Source organism: Caulobacter sp. GW822-FHT07D08 (genome assembly GCF_058798735.1).
This window is the reverse complement of sequence record NZ_JBXAKU010000024.1, coordinates 48,792-65,912: the sequence shown is the minus strand read 5'-3', so window position 1 is coordinate 65,912 and position 17,121 is coordinate 48,792. Positions and strand designations below refer to the sequence as shown.

Here is a 17,121-nt window from a genome sequence, read left to right as displayed (position 1 = left end):
TAGCCTTCCGGATCGGTCTCGACCCGGGCCACGGCGGCCTCATAGGCGGCCGCGTCGATATGGGCGCCCCGCGCCAGATCCTCGGGAACCGGGAAAACCTGTCCGTCGCTCACGCCGCCTACTCCCTTTTGTCGTTGCGGCGGAGTTATGCGCAGGGCGGCGCTAGGCGCAAGAAGACCTCCGCGGTTTCTTGCGCCGAAGCGGGGCGAGGTCCAATTGAGAGGCGTATCGTAGAGCGGGGCAGCCGAAAGTGGATGCCGGTTTCGGCGCCCGCCCCGCTCTCCCCTTTTTGGATTGGAGCCTGTTAAGACAGGCTCCGGGAGTTCCGCCCATGCTGCTCGCCCTATCCACCTGGTCCGAGATCGAGACCCGCCTGAAGACCAGCACGAGCGTGGTGGTGCCGATCGGCTCCAACGAGCAGCACGGGCCAACGGGTCTTCTCGGCACCGACTGGCTGTGCCCGGAGATCATCGCCCACGAGGCCAGCAAGCGGGCGGGCGACAGGATTCTGGTGGCGCCGACCTTCAACATCGGCATGGCCCAGCACCACCTGGCCTTTCCGGGCACCATCTTCCTGCGCCCGTCGACCTTCATCGCCGCGATCGGCGACTGGGTGCGGTCGCTGGGCGCGCACGGCTTCACGCGGATCTATTTCCTGAACGGCCACGGCGGCAACGTCGCCTCGATCGAGGCGGCCTTCTCGGAGATCTACGCCGACTACAGCTTCCGCCAGCAACGCGCGCCGTTCGCCCTGAAGCTGAAGAACTGGTGGGACCTGGCCGGCGTCAACGCCCTGGCCAACCGTCAATTCCCCGTCGGCCACGGCTCGCACGCGACCCCGTCCGAGATCGCCGTGACCCAATGGGCCTATCCCGAGACGATCAAGACGACGGCCTATGAGCCGAAGATCGCGCCGAGCGGTCCGATCCGCGAAGCCCTGGACTTCCGCGCCCGCTACGCCGACGGCCGCATGGGTTCCGACCCGGCCCAGGCCACGCCCGAAAAGGGCGGCGAACTGGTCGACATGGCGGCCAACGCCCTGCTCGAGGACATCGCCGCGTTCGGAGCCGAGACGGCGCCGGCTTAGGCCTCAACCGCCCGTCGCGCCAAGGCCGGTTGGCCGTGGCGCGTGGCCATGATCTCGCCGATCACCGCCACCGCGACCTCGAACGGGGCCTTGCCGCCGAGGTCCAGACCGATCGGGGCGCGCAGCTTGGCCAGATCGCGGTCGCTCAGGCCCGAGGCCCTCAGCCGCGCGATCCGCTCCGGCAGTCGCCGCCGCGCGCCCAGCAGGCCGACATAGGGCGCGGGCGAGGGCAGGGCCGCCATCAAGGCGGCGTGGTCGATTTCCATGTCGTGGCCGCAGACGGCGACGGCCGTCCAGGCGTCGAGGCCGATCGCGGCCAGGGCCTCGTCGGCGGACTCGCGGCGATAGGCGACACCGGCCAGGGGCGGCGGCGCGGCCGGACCCTTGGGGCGGACCAGGTGGGTCTCGAATCCGGACTGCGCGCCCAGGCTGGCCACCGCCAGCGCGGTCGGGTCGCCGCCCAGCACCACCAGGCGCGGCGGGGGATCGTAGGCGCGTTCGAAGGCGCCGGGCCACAGGGCCTGCGGCTCCTCGACGCACAGCCGTCGCGCGCCGTCGCTGATCCAGAAGGCGGGCGCGCGGGCCTCGGCCAGGTCCAGCAAGGTCCGGGCGGCCGGGTCGTTGGGCTCGATCTTCTCGACCAGGATCTCGATCCGCGCGCCGCACAGCAGGCGGATGTCCGGCCAGGGGCTGCCTTCGCCATAGACGAGGCGGCGCGGCTGGCCGTCGGCCAGGCAGGCCCGCGCATGGACCTCGACATCGGCCTCGATGCAGCCGCCCGACAAGAAACCCGAAAGAATATTTTCGCCGAACACCATCTGGGCGCCGACCGGACGGGGTCCGCCGTCGCCCAGGGCGATGATGGTGGCCAGGGCCGCCGGCCCTCGGCAAAGCGCCGCCGCCAAGGCGGGACGGGCGTCGTCGGCCATGCCGTGCATGGGCCATGGGTCGGCATTGGCGTCGTCTGAGAGGTCTGTCGTCATCGGGGTGACTTTAACCCCTCGGCAAGGTTCCAGAAACCGGATGTTCAAACCTTGGCGCGTACCGTCGCGGTCTGTTGTTGTGTTCGCGCACGGATGGCGATGTCCATTTCGGTCTCAAAACTCGGTTTGGCTGCGGCCCAGTTCGGCCTCGACGGCGGGAGCTCGTCGGCGCCGCGCGGTCGCTCGCCCGAAGCCGAAGCGCGCGACATTCTCAATATCGCCGCCCGCGCCCGCCTGTCGGTGCTGGACGCCTCGGGCCTGTTCGGCCGCGCCGAGACCCTGCTGGGCGACCTGATCCCGCGTCCGGTGCCCTTCCGCGTCTGCCTGTCCACGGCCCGCGCCGACCGTGGTCCCGACCATGTCGAGACCGAGGCCCGCGCCGCGCTGCGCCGCATTGGCGTCGAGCGCGCCGATTCGATCATCGTCCACTCGCCCTCGGAACTGTTCGGCCCGCACGGCGCGGCCTTGTGGGACCGCCTGCTGCGCCTCAAGGACCAGGGCCTGTTCGCCAAGATCGGCATCGCCGCCCACGCCACGGACGATCCCGTCGGCGTCGCGCGCCGCTTCAAGCCCGACATCCTGCAAGCGCCGGCCAGCCTGCTGGACCAGCGCCTGCTGGCCGACGGCTCGCTGCAACGGATCGCCGGCATGGGCGTCGAGGTCCATCTGCGCTCGATCTTCCTGAACGGCCTGCTGTTCCTGCCGCCCGATCGCGTCCCGGCCCAGCTGAAAGGCGCCTCGGGCCGTCTGTCGCGCGTGCGCCGGATGATCGCCGAGGGCCGCTCGGATCCGCTCCAGGCCGCCCTGGGCTTCGCGCTGTCGCGCCCGGAAGGCTCGGCCGTGCTGGTCGGCGTCAACTCGGCCGCCGAGCTCTCGGCGGTGGTCGCCGCGGCCTCCAGCCCGCCGCCGGATCTCGACTGGGACGAGATGGCGATCGACGATCCCGTCGCGCTCGACCCGCGACGTTGGGTCGCCTGATCCACACCTGGAATCAGCTGCGACAGTGACGACGGCTGGATCGGCCGCCCGTTCGCACGCCTCTTCAGCGACAATTAAGCTTGTCGATTAAGGTCGTGTAAGCTTCTGATTCACTTGAGTTTTATGAGTATGCTCTAGCTTGATCCCAACGAAGGGAGACGCGTCATGATCCTCGCCGTGCTTCAGGCCCGCATGGGTTCGTCCCGACTGCCGGGCAAGTCGATGGCCACCCTGCGGGGCGAGCCGATGATCGTGCGCCAGCTGGAGCGCCTGCGCGGCGCCCGCTGCCTGTCCAAGATCATCGTGGCGACCAGCAACGAGACGGTCGACGACGCCCTGGCCGGCTTCCTGGTCTCGCGGGGCCATACCGTCCATCGCGGAACCGGCGCAGACATCCTGGCCAGTATCGCTCGCTGCGCCGAGGCGATCAGCGCGGTCAGCCACGTGGTCCGCCTGAAGGGCGACGCGCCGTTCATGGACCCGGGGATCATCGACGACGCCGTGCGCATGGCCCTGTCCAGCGGCGCCGACTACACGTCCAACCGCGTGCATCGCACCTTCCCGGCCGGTCTCGAGGTCGAGGTGATCACGGCCGGCGCGCTGCGGGCCGCCGCCGCCGAGGAGCGCGACCCGACGGCCCGCATCTCGCCGACCGCCGCCATCCGCGAGCAGCCCCAGCGCTGGAGCCAGGCCCATTTGAAGGCCCCGCGCGACTGGTCACGCCTGGACTGGCGGGTCAAGACCGCCGCCGACCTGGCCTTCGCGCGCTCGGTCTATGACGCCCTGCACCCGGTCGACCCGGACTTCCGGATGACCGACGTGCTGGACATGGTCGAGAGCCGCCTGGACATCGCCCGCTTCGCGGCGTGATCGCTTAGAACCGTTTCCCCGGCGAAAGCCGGGGCCCAGATGCAAGAACGCCCGCGGTCCGGAGAGGATCGCGGGCGTCTTTGCATGCGCCTCACAGCCCGGTGATCTGGGTCCCGGCCTTCGCTGGGAAGATCGGGTGTGGGGTTTGGCCTACTTCCAGGCCCCGTAGGGATCCACCGACGCCTTGCCCAGCGCCTCGGCCACGGCCGGGTGGGTCAGCTCGCCGTTCAGGACGTTGAGACCGCGCGCCAGGTGGATGTTGGCCTTCAGCGCGTCCAGGCCCTTGTCGGCCAGGGCCAGGCCGAACGGCAGGGTGGCGTTGCCCAGGGCTTCCGACGAGGTGCGCGGCGCCGCGCCCGGCATGTTGGCCACGCAGTAGTGGACGACGCCGTCGACCACATAGGTCGGCTCGGCGTGGGTGGTCGGTTTGCTGGTCTCGAAGCAGCCGCCCTGGTCGATCGAAACGTCGACCAGCACCGAGCCCGGCTTCATCTGCTTCAGGTGCTCGCGACGCACCAGCTTGGGCGCGGCCGCGCCGGCGGTCAGCACCGCGCCGATGATCACGTCCGCCTTGAGGATTTCGTCCTCGACGGCGGCGAAGGTCGAGTAGCGGGTCAGGATGCGGCCTTGATACAGGTCGTCCAGTTCGCGCATGCGCGGGATCGAGCGTTCCAGCACCACGACCTCGGCGCCCAGGCCGGCGGCCATGCGGGCGGCGTTGCTGCCGACCACGCCGCCGCCCAGCACGACCACGCGGGCCGGGGGCACGCCGGGAACGCCGCAGAGCAGCAGGCCCATGCCGCCATTGTGCTTCAGCAGGGTCTCGGCCGCCGAGAACACGGCGATCCGGCCGGCCACTTCCGACATCGGGGCCAGCAGCGGCAGGCCGCCTCGCGCGTCGGTGACGGTCTCATAGGCGATGGCCGCGCAGCCGCTCTTCAGCAGGCCTTCGGTCTGGGCCGGATCGGGCGCCAGGTGCAGGTAGGTGAAGAGGATGTGGCGCGGCTCGAGCTTTTCCCACTCGACCTTCTGCGGTTCCTTGACCTTCACGATCATGTCCGCGCCGGCGAAGACGGCGGCGGCGTCCGGGGCGATGGTCGCGCCGGCCTTCACATACACGTCGTCGGCATAGCCGGCGCCCAGGCCCGCGCCCGACTGGACGAGGACGGTGTGGCCGTGGCCGACATATTCACGGACGGCCGTGGGGGTCAGGCCCACCCGGTGTTCGCCCGGCTTGATCTCGGAAGGGACGCCTACGCGCATGGTGCTTTCCTCCAAAAGCGATTTGACGCCGGTTTACGCTTCGTGGCTCGCAGGTTCCTTGGGGATTTCATGCGGAGAAAACCGTGTTATGCAGGAATCCTGCGTGAAAGGGATGCTTAGGTGAAGAAACCTCCCGTCAGCCTCGACAGCTTCGACCGGAAGCTTCTCCGCCTGCTGCAACGGCGGGGCCGCGCCAGCTATGTGGAAATGGGTGAGGCGGTGAATCTTTCCGAGTCCGCGTGCCTGCGTCGCGTGCGGGCGCTGGAGGAGGCGGGGGTCATCGGGCGTTATGCGGCGGTGATCGACGAGCGGGCCGTGGGCCTGCCGCTCAGCGTCTTCGTGACGGTGACCCTGTCGTCGCAGGCGGAAGCCGCGCTGAGCGCCTTCGAGAAGGCCATCGCCAATGTCCGCGAGGTGGCCGAGTGCTACCTGATGACCGGCGGCTCGGACTACCTGCTGCGCCTGGTGGTCCGCGACGTCGACGACCTGGAGCGGGTCCACGCCCAGGAGCTGACCCGGATCCCCGGCGTGGTGCGCGTCAGCAGCAGTATCGCCATGCGCACTGTCGTTAAGCGCGTCGAACTGCCGCTATGAAACTTCGGACTGCTGTTAATCCCGGTTAACTTCGATCGGCTAAGCTCCCCGTCGACATCAAACCGCGTCGGGGGACGAAATGGTTTCGAGACGACTTCTGCTGGGCGCGCTCGCGGGCCTGGCCGCGCCGGCCCTGGCTTTCGCCGAGGGTGACGGCCCGGCCCATCCCAGTCTGCTGACCAAGAAGGGCCGCCGGACCTCCAGCGCCCTGAAGCACCAGGCCAGCGACAAGGCCGCGCTCGACAAGGCCATGGCCAGCGTCAAGCCGCTGGAGGCCGAGCCCGCTCACGCCCCGGCCGGGCACGCCGAGTCCGGACAGGAGGTCGCGCCCGACGAGGCGCTGGGCCGCCTGAAGCACGGCAACGCCATCTTCGCCCGCGGCGGCGCCAATCTGATCCTGCCGACCCTGGCGCGCGTGGCCGAGCTGTCCAAGGGCCAGAAGCCGTTCGCGGTGGTGATCGGCTGCGCCGACAGCCGCGCCGCGCCGGAACTGATCTTCGACTGCAATCTGGGCGAGCTGTTCGTCGTCCGCGTGGCCGGCTCGACCGTCGGCCGCGAGGGGCTGGGCTCGATCGTCTACGCCGTCGAGCACCTGGGCGCGCCGCTGATCGTCGTGCTGGGCCACACCAAGTGCGGCGCGGTCGGCGCGGCGGTCGACGTCGCCAAGAAGCACGCCAACCTGCACGGGGCGCTGTACGAGATGGTGCTGCCGATCATCCCGGCCGTGCTCGAGGCCGACGAAACCCATCCGGCCGACCTGCAGGACGCCGCCATCCGCCGCAATGTCCGCGACATCGCCGGCCGCCTGAAGGTCGCCGACGGCGTCCTGGCCGAGCGGATCGAGGAGGGGCGGCTGAAGGTCGTCTCGGCCTGCTACGACCTCTCCACGGGCGTGGTGGCGTTCGACGCTTAAAGCGGGCGTCGCCGCTTTGGCGGGGCGAGTGACGCTGAGCAATCGCTGGCAAGCTTGAGCATTGGTCGTGACACTGTCATTCGACCGCCGTTGACCCCTGATCGCGCTTAGGTTCAATTCGCCTGAACCAAGCGCAAATCAGTGGGAGACAACGGATGTCGACGGACGAGACGCCGCCGGAAGGCGGTTCCGACATCCAAGGTCCCCGGCAAAACGCCTGGCGCGATCGCTGGGACGGCTTTCGTCGAACCGTGTCGGAACGCTGGCCCGCCGCGCTGAGAGGCCCGGTGGCGATCGCCGTGGCCGGGGCGCTGGTCGTCGGCTTCGGCGGCGGCTTCGCGGTCGGCAAGGCCGGCCTGTTCTTCGGCGGCGGCAAGCCGGCGGCAGCCACGGCGGTCAAGGGCGAGGCCTGGTCGCTGTTCGGCAAGCCGCGCGGCGCCAACGCGCCGCGTCGCGGCATCCCCAAGCCCGACGGTTTCGCGGTCTGGCAGACCCGCGTCGACAGCAGCGGCCCCGATCCGCTGGCCTGCATCCGCATGAGCAAGGATCTCGATCCGTCCAAGTCCTATGCCGACTTCGTGCTGGTCTCACCGGACCTCGGCCGCCAGCCCTCGGTGCGGGTGAAGGGCGACGAGCTGTGCCTGGGCGGCATCGGCTTCACCGACCACCGAATCACCCTGCTCAAGGGCTTGCCCGCCAAGGGCGGCGAGACGCTCGCCGCCAATGCCGACGTCGACTTCACGTTCGGCGAGAAGCCTCCGTATGTCGGCTTCGCCGGCGACGGCGTGATCCTGCCGCGCGAGGAGTCCGACGGCGTCGGCATCGAGACGATCAACGTCCAGGCCCTGGCCATCGAAGTCTGGCGCGTGCCGGACCGCAATCTGGTCCGCAAGTCGATCACCGCTCCGGATCCGACCGGCGAGGGCGACTGGGCTGGCGACTATGGCGAGGACGCCGTGGGCGACGACGGCCGCCGGGTTTGGAAGGGCACGGTGCAGGTCACCGGCGGCGCGACCGGCCAGAAGGCCACCACCGTCTTCCCGCTGGGCGCGGTGCTGAAGGAGATGAAGGCCGGCGCCTATGTCATCAAGGCGCGCGACGCCTCGGGGGGCCGCGATCCGGACGACAGCGAGAACAACCCGGCCCAGGCCCGCCGCTGGATCGTGTTCACCGACATGGCCATGCTGGCCTATGACGGCTCGGAGAGCCTGGACGTCGTGGTCCGCTCGCTGAAGAGCGCCAAGACCCTGTCGGGCGTGACCGTCAACCTGGTCGCCGCCGACGGCGAGCCCTTGGCCGAGGCCAAAAGCGACGCCGACGGTCGCGTGCGCTTCCTGCGCCCGCTGCTGAAGGGCCAGGGCGCCGAGCGCGCCAAGATGGTCATGGCCTATGGCCCGCAAGGCGACCTGGCCGTGCTGGATCTGGATCGCTCGCCGGTCGACCTGTCCAAGCAGGGCGTCGGCGGCCGCACCGAGGGCGGCGTCGACGGACGCAGCGTGGCGGCCGATATCGACGGCTATCTCTATGCCGACCGCGGCATCTACCGGCCCGGCGAGACCGTCCACCTGACCGCCATGGTCCGTGACCGGATGGCCAAGGCCGTCTCCGACCGCAAGGGCGAGGTCATCGTCAAGCGGCCCTCGGGCGTCGAGTTCAAGCGCTATCCGTTCGGCCAGGCCAATGCCGGCGCCGTGCTGGCCGATATCGCTCTGCCGCGATCGGCCCCGCGCGGCCGCTGGACCGCCGAGCTGCATATCGAGGGCATCGAGGAGGCGACCGGCAGCTTGAGCTTCTCGGTCGAGGACTTCGCGCCGCAACGCCTGGCGGTCACCGCCACGGGCCAGGACTCCGTCGCGCTCGGCGCCGGCGAGGCCCGCAAGGTCGACGTCTCGGCCCGCTTCCTCTATGGCGCGCCGGGCGCTGGCCTGCAGACGCAAGGCGAGGCCCGCCTGCGCGCCGATACCGACCCATTCCCGGCCTACAAAGGCTTCGAATGGGGCGACCAGGGGAAGCCGTTCGACGAGAAGTACCTGGATCTCGGCTCGACCGTCACCGACGGCGAGGGCCACGCGATCCTGTCGGTCGCCACCACCGACGCCGGCGACACCGCCCAGCCGTTGGTGGCCTCGGTCACCGCCTCGGTGTTCGAGCCCGGCGGCCGTCCGGTCCGCGAGGGGCTGGAGCTGAAGGTGCGTCCGAAGGCGATCTATTACGGCGTCAAGGTCGACCAGGGCGAGGCCGGCAAGGGCGATCCGCCCGTCAGCCTCGACATCATCGCCGTCAACGCCGCCGGCCAGCGCATCGGCGCGACCGCGACCTACACCCTGGTGGCCGAGCGCTGGGACTATGACTGGTTCCAGCAGAACGGCCGCTGGCAGTGGCGGCGCAGCAGCCGCGACGCCATCGTGGCCAAGGCGCAGGTCAATATCGGCGCCGGTTCGCCGGCCAAGTTCACCCGCCGTCTCGGCTGGGGCGACTACCGCCTCGAGGTCGAGGGCGCGGACGGCGCCAGGACCGTCACCCGCTTCTCGGCGGGCTGGGGTGCTCCGGCCCGTGAAGGCGAGGCGCCGGACGTGGTCCGCGTGTCCGCCGGAACCCGGACCTACAGCCAGGGCGATACGGTCGAGATCACGCTGAAGCCGCCTTACGCTGGCGAGGCCCAGATCGCGGTCGCCACCGACCGCCTGATCGACCTGAAGACCGTCTCCGTCAGCGAGAACGGCACGACCGTGCGCCTGAAGACCTCGGCCGCCTGGGGCGGCGGGGCCTATGTGATGGTCAGCGTCATCCAGCCGCGTGACCCGGTCGCTTCGCCCAAGCCGCGCCGCGCGCTTGGCCTCGTCTATGTCCCGATCGATCCCAAGAACCGCAAGCTGACGGTCGACCTCGGCACGCCGAGCAAGATCGACAGCAAGACGCCGGTCGAGATTCCGGTGAAGGTCAGCGGCCTGGGCTTTGGGCAGAAGGCCAAGGTCACCATCGCGGCGGTGGATGAAGGCATCCTGCGCCTGACCCACCAGGACAGCCCCGACCCGGTGAAGTGGTACTTCGGCAAGCGCGCCCTGACCCTGAACTACCGCGACGACTACGGCCGCCTGCTCGACCCGAACCTGGGCGCGCCCGCGAACGTCAATTTCGGCGGCGACGAGGTCGGCGGCGAAGGCCTGACCACCACCCCGATCAAGACCGTGGCCCTGTGGTCCGGCATCGTGGAGACCGGTCTCGACGGCAAGGCGGTGATCAAGCTGCCGGCCGCCGACTTCAATGGCGAGCTGCGCATCCAGGCGGTGGCCTGGACCGACACCGCCGTCGGCTCGGCCTCCAAGCCCCTGACCGTGCGCCAGCCGGTGGTGGCCGACCTGAACCTGCCGCGCTTCCTGGCTCCGGGCGACCAGGCCTACGCCACGCTGGAGCTGCACAATGTCGAGGGCAAGCCGGGCGCCTATACGGCCGAGGCCTTCTCGACCAATGGGCTGAAGGTGGCCTTCAAGAAGGTGTTCCAGCTGATCCTGGGCCAGCGCATCGCCGAGAAGATCCCCTTCCTGGCGCCGGATGTCACCGGCATTGGCAAGATCGGCTTCAAGGTCGCCGGCCCGGGTTTCGCGACCCAGAAGGACTACCCGATCCAGACCCGTCTCGGCTGGGGCGACATCGTGCGCACCACCACCGAAGCGCAGAAGCCGGGCGAGAGCTTCACGCCCTCGTACCAGTTGCTGTCGGGCCTGGCGGCGGGCGACGTGACTCTGCAGGTCAGCTACTCGCCGATCCGGGGCTTCGACCCGTCGGCGATCGCGGTGGCCTTGCAGCGCTATCCGTACGGCTGCACCGAGCAGCTGGTCTCGACGGCCTATCCGCTGCTCTACGCCCAGACCTTCTCGACCGATCCGAAGCTGAAACGCACGCCGGCGGCCCTCGCCGGAGCCGTGGGCAAGCTGCTGGATCGCCAGACCCTGGACGGCGCCTTCGGCCTGTGGCGGGTCGGCGACGGCGAGGCCGATCCGTGGCTCGGCGCCTATGTCGTCGACTTCCTGCTGGAGGCGAAGGCGCAGGGCGTGGCCGTGCCCGACAACGCCATCGACAAGGCGGTCGGCGCCATGCGCCAGGTCAGCCGGCCCGAGGGCTTCTCGTCGGTCGCCTACCGCATGGAATATCCGGGCTGGTGGGCGAGCAACGAGGACGCTTCGAAGAAGGCGACGGAGCGGATGCGCCGCCGCGCCTCGGCCTACGCCCTCTATGTGATGGCCAAAGCCGGCAAGGGGGATCTGGCCCGCCTGCGCTGGTGGCACGACGTGCAGATGAAGGACGAGGCCCAGCCGATCGCCAAGGCCTATGTGGCGGCCGGCCTGGCCCGCATGGGCGACAACGCCCGCGCCCGCTCGGCCATGCGCCAGGCGGTGTCGAGCCTGGGCTACAAGGACGAGCAGGACTGGTACCAGACGCCGCTGCGCGACACGGCCGTGCTGACCGCCCTGGCCGCCGAGTCCGGCATGATGGATGTCGCCCGCCAGCTGCAAGGCCGGCTGGAGAACGTCAGCAAGGATCCGGACGCCCTGAACACCCAGGAACAGGCGGCGCTGCTGCACGCGGCCAACGCCCTGATCCAGGCCTCGGGGCCGATCTCGATCACCGCGACGGGCGCCAACCCGCTGCCCCCGGCCGGCGGTGCGCCGCGCTGGGCGGTTGGCAAGCTGGCCGACGCCCACTTCGTCAACGCCGGCAAGGGCGCGATCTGGCGGACGGTCAGCGTGCGCGGCACGCCGGTCGCCGCGCCGGGCGCGAGCGCGAGCGGTCTGTCGGTCTCCAAGCGCCTGCTGTCGATGGGCGGCGGCGCGATCGACCCGGCGACCATCCGCCAGGGCGACCGGATCATCGTGCTGGTCTCCGGACGCTCGATGCAGGCCCGCTCGACCGCCCTGGTCGTCGACGACGCCCTGCCGGCCGGTTTCGAGATCGAGACGACGCTCGGCGCCGACGACGCCCAGAACGGTCCGTTCAAGTTCCTCGGCGAGCTGACCGCCGCCGATGTTCAGGAAAGCCGCGACGACCGGTTCATCGCCGCGCTGGACCTGGAAGGGAACAAGGGCTTCGCCCTGGCCTATGTGGCCCGGGCCGTGACGCCGGGGAGCTTCTTCCTGCCCGGCGCCGTGGCCAAGGACATGTACCGTCCGGCGGTCAATGCGCGCTCGGAAGCCTCGCGCGCGACGATCGCGCCGGGGCAGTGATGATCGGAAGCTCTCCCTTCCCCCTCGATGGGGGAAGGGCGGGGTTGGGGGTGACAGCGCGTCAGGATAGGGCGCGTCGTTGATGCCGTCCGATCCCTTAGTCACCCCCACCCCCGGCCCCTCCCCCATCCAGGGGGAGGGGAGAATTCGGCTGATCACCAAAATCCTCGTCGCCGTGCTCGCCGCCGAGGTCGTCCTCGCCACCCTCGGCGCCGTGTTCCCGCCGGACATGACCCGCGCCAGGCATTCCTCGCCGGTCACCCTGGATCGTCGCGGCGCCTGGCTGCGGGCCCTGCCGGTCGAGGAAGGCCGCTGGCGGATCCGCGCCGACCTCTCGCGCACCGACCCCACCTTCCAGAAGCGCCTGATCCGCACCGAGGACGCGCGGTTCTGGTGGCACCTGGGCGTCGATCCGCTGTCGCTGGTCCGCGCCGTCGGCTCCGCGGTGGTCCATGGCCGCGTCACGTCCGGCGCCTCGACCCTGACCATGCAGACCGCGCGCCTGCTGGAGCCGCGCCCGCGCAATCTGGGCTCGAAGCTGATCGAGATGGTCCGCGCCGTGCAGCTGGAATCGCGGCTGTCCAAGCGCGAGATCCTGGCGCTGTATCTGACCCTGGCGCCCTATGGCGGCAACCTGGAAGGGGCGCGGGCGGCCAGTCTCAGCTATTTCGGCCACGAGCCGACCAGCCTGACCGACGGCGAGCAGGCCCTGCTGATCGCCCTGCCGCAGTCGCCCGAGGCCCGCCGTCCCGACCGTCGTCCCGACGCCGCCAAGGCCGCCCGGCGCGCGGTGCTCGACAAGCTAGTTCGTTCCCACACGATCACGGAGGCGGCCGCCTTCGAGGCCGAGAACGAGCCGCTGCCGCGCCGCGCGCCGTTCCCGGCCCTGGCCTGGCACGCGGCCGGTGAGCTGGCCCGCAACGCGCCGCAAGGCCAGGCCAGCGTGGTCTCGACCCTCGACGCCGACCTGCAGTCGCGGCTGGAGCCGATGGTCGCCGCCGTGGCGGGCGCGCAAGGTCCGGACGCCACCGCCGCCGTCCTGGTGGTCGAGATCAAGGGCCGCGCCGTCCGCGCCGCTGTCGGTTCCGCTGGCCGCGACCGGGCCGGCGGCTGGGTCGACATGACCCGCGCCCTGCGCTCGCCGGGCTCGGCCCTGAAGCCGTTCATCTACGCCATGGCCATGGACGACGGCCTGGTCGCGCCCGACACCCAACTGCAGGACAACGCCACCCGCTTCGCCGACTACCAGCCCGAGAACTTCGACCGCGTGTTCCACGACAAGGTCACGGTGCGCGAGGCCCTGGCCCATTCGCTGAACGTGCCGGCCGTCGCCACCCTGGAGAAGCTGGGCCCCGAGGCCTTCGCCGGCCGCATCGAGGCCGCCGGCGCGCATCTGGCGCGGCCCAAGGCGCAGCTGAAGGAAGCCGGCCTCGCCCTGGCGCTGGGGGGCGAAGGCATCACCTGGCGCGATCTCGTCATGCTCTATGCCGCGCTGGGCGACGGCGGGATCGCCAAGCCGCTGGCCTGGACGGAAGAGGACGCCAAGGCCCGCGAGCGCTCGGTGGGAACGCGGCTGGTCCGGCCCGAGGCGGCGCGGCAGGTGCTGGATATTCTCCGCGAGGCCCCGGCGCCGCGCGGCCGCGCGCCCTCGGCCCTGACGCGCGGCGGGCCGTCGATGGCGTTCAAGACCGGCACCTCTTACGGGTTCCGCGACGCGGTGGCGGCCGGGGTGGTCGGCGGCTATGCGATCCTGGTCTGGACGGGCCGGGCCGATGGCGGCGCGCGCGGGGGTCTGACGGGCCGCGACGCGGCCCTGCCGCTGCTGTTCGACGTCGCCGACGCCATCGGAACCCAGTCCTCGGCCCCGCGCCCGATCGCGCCGAAGCTGGCGCCGCTGGCCTTGCGGAAACTGCGCGCCGCCGACGAAGGCCCGCGCCTGATCTTCCCGCCCGACGGCGCGTCGGTGCAGGTCGACGCCTTCAATGCCAAGGCGCGGGGCCTGGTGCTGGCCGCCGAGGGCGAGGGCCTGACCTGGTACGTGGAAGGCCGGCCGCTGGACCTGGATCCGGTCAGCGGCCGCGCGATCTGGAGGCCGGCCGCGCCGGGCTTCTACAAGCTGTCGGTGGTCGACGCGCAAGGGCGCAAGGCCCAGGCGCGGGTGCGGATCAGGGGCGGTTAGAGTCCGCCATCATCCGCTCGTAGTCCGCCAGGCTGCTGATGCCGATGTTGAGATCGTTCACCAGGCCGTCGTGCAACGAATAGACCCAGCCGTGCACCGACAGGTCCTGGCCGCGCGCCCAGGCGTCCTGGACGAAGACGTCGGCGGCCACGTTGCGGACCTGGCGGGCGACGTTCAGCTCGGTCAGGCGGTCGAGCATGGCGCGCTGCTCGGGGATCGCTTCCAGTTCGTGCTTGTGCTCGGCGTGGATCTCGCGGATCGGGTGCAGCCAGTGATCGACCAGGCCCCGGCGCTGGCCGTCGATGGCCGCCGCCACGCCGCCGCAGCCATAGTGGCCGACGACCATGACGTGCTTGACCTTCAGCACCTCGACCGCGAACTGCAGCACGGACAGGTAGTTGGCGTCCTGCGGCGGGGCGAGGTTGGCGACGTTGCGGTGGACGAACAGTTCGCCCGGATCCAGGCCGACGATCTCGTTGGCCGGTACGCGGCTGTCGCTGCAGCCGATCCAGAGGTATTCCGGGCTCTGCTGGCCTTCCAGGCGCTTGAAGAACTCCGGATCGACCTGGGTCTTGCGTTCCGACCAGGCGGCGTTGTTGGCTTTGAGGTCCTCAAGCATCTAGCGCTCCGGATGGTGGTCGGGATGGGCGGCTTCGATGGCCGGGTGCCTGGCCGCGCGGGCGGCGGCGGCGACGATCGAAGGGAAGGGCGACAGGTCGAGGTTGAAGCGGCCGGCGTTGAACACCTGCGGCACCAGCAGACAGTCGACCAGACCCGGCGCGTCGCCATAGGCGAAGCCGCCGGAATGCGCGGCGACCATCGGCTCCAGGGCCCGGAAGCCGTCGCTGATCCAGCGGGCGACCCAGGCGTTGCGGTCGGTCTCGCCGATCTCCAGCGCGGTCAGCTGGCGCAGGACGCGCAAATTGTTCAGCGGATGGATGTCGCAGGCGATGATCTCGGCCATGCCGCGCACGATGGCCCGTTCATAGGCGGTGTGCGGCAAGAGGGCGGGCTCGGGCGAGACCTCGTCCAGCCATTCCAGAATGGCCAGGCTCTGGGTCAGCGGCCGGCCGTCGACCTCCAGGGTCGGGACCAGCTCCTGAGCGTTGAGCGCCCGATAGGCGTGTTCATGATGGCCGTTGGCCACCAGGTCGACGGGGCGCAGTTCGTACGCGAGGCCCTTCAGGTTCAGGCCGATGCGCACCCTGTAAGGCGCGCTGGCGCGCTTGGCGCTGTGCAGGACCAGCTTCACTTCCAGCTCCTAGACGAGCGTGAATTCAAGGCGGCCGACGCCCTCGACCTCGCCGACGATCTTGTCGCCGCGGGCGATGGGGCCGACGCCTTCGGGCGTGCCGGTGAAGATCAGGTCGCCGGCGGCCAGGGTCCACAGTTCGCTGGCCTTGGCGATCACCTCGCCAACGTTCCAGATCATGTCGCCGACCTCGCCGCGCTGGCGTTCCTGTCCGTTGACCGACAGGGTGACGGCGGCCTCGGGGGGCGGGGCGTCCATCACGCGGATGGCGGTGATCGGCGCGCTCTCGTCGAAAGCCTTGCCGGCCTCCCAGGGATGACCCTTGGCCTTGGCCGCGCCTTGCAGGTCGCGGCGGGTCAGGTCGACGCCGACGGCGTAGCCGAACACGGCCTCAAGGGCTTGGTCGGGGGTCAGGTTCGCGCCGCCGCTCTTGAGGGCCACGACCAGCTCGATCTCGTGATGCAGGTCGTTGGTGGCCGGCGGATAGGCGATCTGGCCCTTCAGCGGCGCCACCGCATCGGCGGGCTTGCTGAAGAAGAACGGCGGATCGCGGGTGTCGGCGCCCATCTCGCGGGCGTGAGCGGCGTAGTTGCGGCCCACGCAGAGGATCCGGCGGACCGGGAAGACCGCGTCCGATCCCTCCACCGGAACCGTCGGGATGGCGTGCGGGGGAAAGGCGTAGGTCGTCATGGCGCTTCGTTTAGACCCAAAAGCCGCCGCCCAAAACCCCTGTGCGGTTCAAACAGCGCCGGCGAACCCCAAGAGCCGCAAAGTGGCCGCTGTTCAGAAATCCCGCGGTTGAACCCATGGCCTAAACGTTCTTTCACTTGCCCCAGTCGTCACCGTCGAGTCATGTCGGCGCTGGGGTAGTGGGCGCGTTTATATTCGGGGGCCGTTATGCTGATCATCGAGAACCTGACCCATGTCTATGGCAACGGCGTGCGCGCCCTGGATGAGGTCAGCCTGACGATCCCCCGCGGCATGTACGGGCTGCTCGGTCCGAACGGCGCCGGCAAGTCGACCCTGATGCGCACCATCGCCACCCTGCAGGCCCCGACCTCGGGCCATATCCGCTTCGGCGACATCGACGTGCTGAAGACGCCTGAGGAACTGCGCAAGACGCTGGGCTACCTGCCGCAGGACTTCGGCGTCTATCCGCGGGTCTCGGCCTACGACATGCTCGACCATATGGCGGTGCTGAAGGGCATCGCCAGCGCCAAGGATCGCAAGGAAACCGTCGAAAACCTGCTGAACCAGGTCAATCTGTGGAACGTGCGCAAGAAGGCCATCGCCGGCTTCTCGGGGGGGATGCGCCAGCGCTTCGGCATCGCTCAGGCCCTGATCGGCGATCCGCGCCTGATCATCGTCGACGAGCCCACGGCGGGCCTCGACCCCGAGGAGCGCAACCGCTTCCTGAACCTGCTGGCCGAGATCGGCGAGAACGTGGTGGTGATCCTGTCGACCCACATCGTCGAGGACGTCTCCGATCTCTGCCCGGCCATGGCCATCATCTGCGACGGCCGTATCGTGCGCGAGGGCGCGCCGATGGACCTGGTTGGCCAGCTGAAGGGCCGGATCTGGAAGAAGCTGATCGACAAGACCGAGCTGGAGGCCGCCAAGGCCCAGTACAAGGTCATCTCCACGCGCCTGCTAGCCGGCCGCACGGTCATCCACATCCTGTCGGACGATAATCCCGGCAATGGCTTCACGCCGATCGAGGGCGGGCTGGAGGACGTCTACTTCTCCACCCTCTCGACCACCCGGCGGGCGGCCTGACGGG

12 protein-coding genes and 1 pseudogene are annotated in these 17,121 nt (G+C 70.0%); 8 read left to right on the top strand and 5 right to left on the bottom strand.

The features are described from left to right. Positions 1–331 precede the first annotated feature (331 nt). Entirely contained in the window at positions 332–1,087 is a 756-nt protein-coding gene (locus AC1RJ9_RS26045) for a creatininase family protein (RefSeq protein ID WP_492841290.1), read from the top strand. Here the strand turns inward: AC1RJ9_RS26045 and AC1RJ9_RS26040 are convergent. Next, a pseudogene (locus AC1RJ9_RS26040) lies at positions 1,084–2,177 on the bottom strand (XdhC family protein). The gene AC1RJ9_RS26045 and the pseudogene AC1RJ9_RS26040 overlap by 4 nt on opposite strands. Between AC1RJ9_RS26040 and AC1RJ9_RS26035 the strand changes: the two are divergent. Together AC1RJ9_RS26035 and AC1RJ9_RS26030 are read left to right on the top strand one after the other, a co-directional pair. Then, positions 2,170–3,048, top strand: a complete 879-nt coding sequence (locus tag AC1RJ9_RS26035; RefSeq protein ID WP_492841288.1) for a bifunctional regulator KidO — start codon at positions 2,170–2,172, stop codon at positions 3,046–3,048. The pseudogene AC1RJ9_RS26040 and the gene AC1RJ9_RS26035 overlap by 8 nt on opposite strands. Positions 3,049–3,213: 165 nt before the next feature. Then, positions 3,214–3,918, top strand: a complete 705-nt coding sequence (locus tag AC1RJ9_RS26030; protein ID WP_492841286.1) for a glycosyltransferase family protein — start codon at positions 3,214–3,216, stop codon at positions 3,916–3,918. A 150-nt stretch (positions 3,919–4,068) separates the two neighbouring features. On the opposite strand, the gene ald is transcribed toward AC1RJ9_RS26030, so the two are convergent. Next, complete coding sequence (gene ald, locus AC1RJ9_RS26025; protein WP_492841284.1) at positions 4,069–5,181, bottom strand: alanine dehydrogenase; 1,113 nt, start codon at positions 5,179–5,181, stop codon at positions 4,069–4,071. 120 nt (positions 5,182–5,301) lie between these two features. On the opposite strand from ald, the gene AC1RJ9_RS26020 reads away from it, so the two are divergent. The 4 genes from AC1RJ9_RS26020 to pbpC all read left to right on the top strand — a co-directional run bounded on the left by AC1RJ9_RS26020 (position 5,302) and on the right by pbpC (position 14,089). Further along, entirely contained in the window at positions 5,302–5,775 is a 474-nt protein-coding gene (locus tag AC1RJ9_RS26020; RefSeq protein WP_492841282.1) for an Lrp/AsnC family transcriptional regulator, read from the top strand. Positions 5,776–5,854: 79 nt separating this feature from the next. After that, on the top strand, positions 5,855–6,688 hold the full coding sequence (locus tag AC1RJ9_RS26015; RefSeq protein ID WP_492841280.1) for a carbonic anhydrase: 834 nt from the start codon (positions 5,855–5,857) through the stop codon (positions 6,686–6,688). 155 nt (positions 6,689–6,843) lie between these two features. Next, positions 6,844–11,910 (top strand): alpha-2-macroglobulin family protein, encoded by a 5,067-nt coding sequence (locus AC1RJ9_RS26010; RefSeq protein ID WP_492841278.1) that lies wholly within the window; start codon positions 6,844–6,846, stop codon positions 11,908–11,910. An 82-nt stretch (positions 11,911–11,992) separates the two neighbouring features. Next, a complete protein-coding gene (gene pbpC, locus AC1RJ9_RS26005; RefSeq protein ID WP_492841276.1) occupies positions 11,993–14,089 on the top strand; it encodes a penicillin-binding protein 1C in 2,097 nt (698 codons plus the stop codon). Here pbpC and AC1RJ9_RS26000 read toward each other — a convergent pair. Genes AC1RJ9_RS26000 through AC1RJ9_RS25990 form a run of 3 tightly spaced genes read right to left on the bottom strand, consistent with a single transcriptional unit; the run spans position 14,076 to position 16,031 of the window. Further along, entirely contained in the window at positions 14,076–14,708 is a 633-nt protein-coding gene (locus AC1RJ9_RS26000) for a carbonic anhydrase (RefSeq protein ID WP_492841274.1), read from the bottom strand. The two genes, pbpC and AC1RJ9_RS26000, sit on opposite strands and share 14 nt — an antisense overlap. Next, positions 14,709–15,341 carry a maleylacetoacetate isomerase gene (gene maiA / locus AC1RJ9_RS25995; protein WP_492841272.1) on the bottom strand — a complete coding sequence of 211 codons (633 nt, stop codon included), beginning with the start codon at positions 15,339–15,341 and terminating at the stop codon, positions 14,709–14,711. Positions 15,342–15,350: 9 nt separating this feature from the next. Then, the gene (locus AC1RJ9_RS25990; RefSeq protein ID WP_492841270.1) at positions 15,351–16,031 is read right to left on the bottom strand and encodes a fumarylacetoacetate hydrolase family protein; all 681 of its coding nucleotides are present in this window, start codon (positions 16,029–16,031) and stop codon (positions 15,351–15,353) included. Positions 16,032–16,238: 207 nt separating this feature from the next. Between AC1RJ9_RS25990 and AC1RJ9_RS25985 the strand changes: the two genes are divergently transcribed. Beyond that, a complete protein-coding gene (locus AC1RJ9_RS25985; protein WP_492841268.1) occupies positions 16,239–17,117 on the top strand; it encodes an ABC transporter ATP-binding protein in 879 nt (292 codons plus the stop codon). Positions 17,118–17,121: the final 4 nt, after the last annotated feature.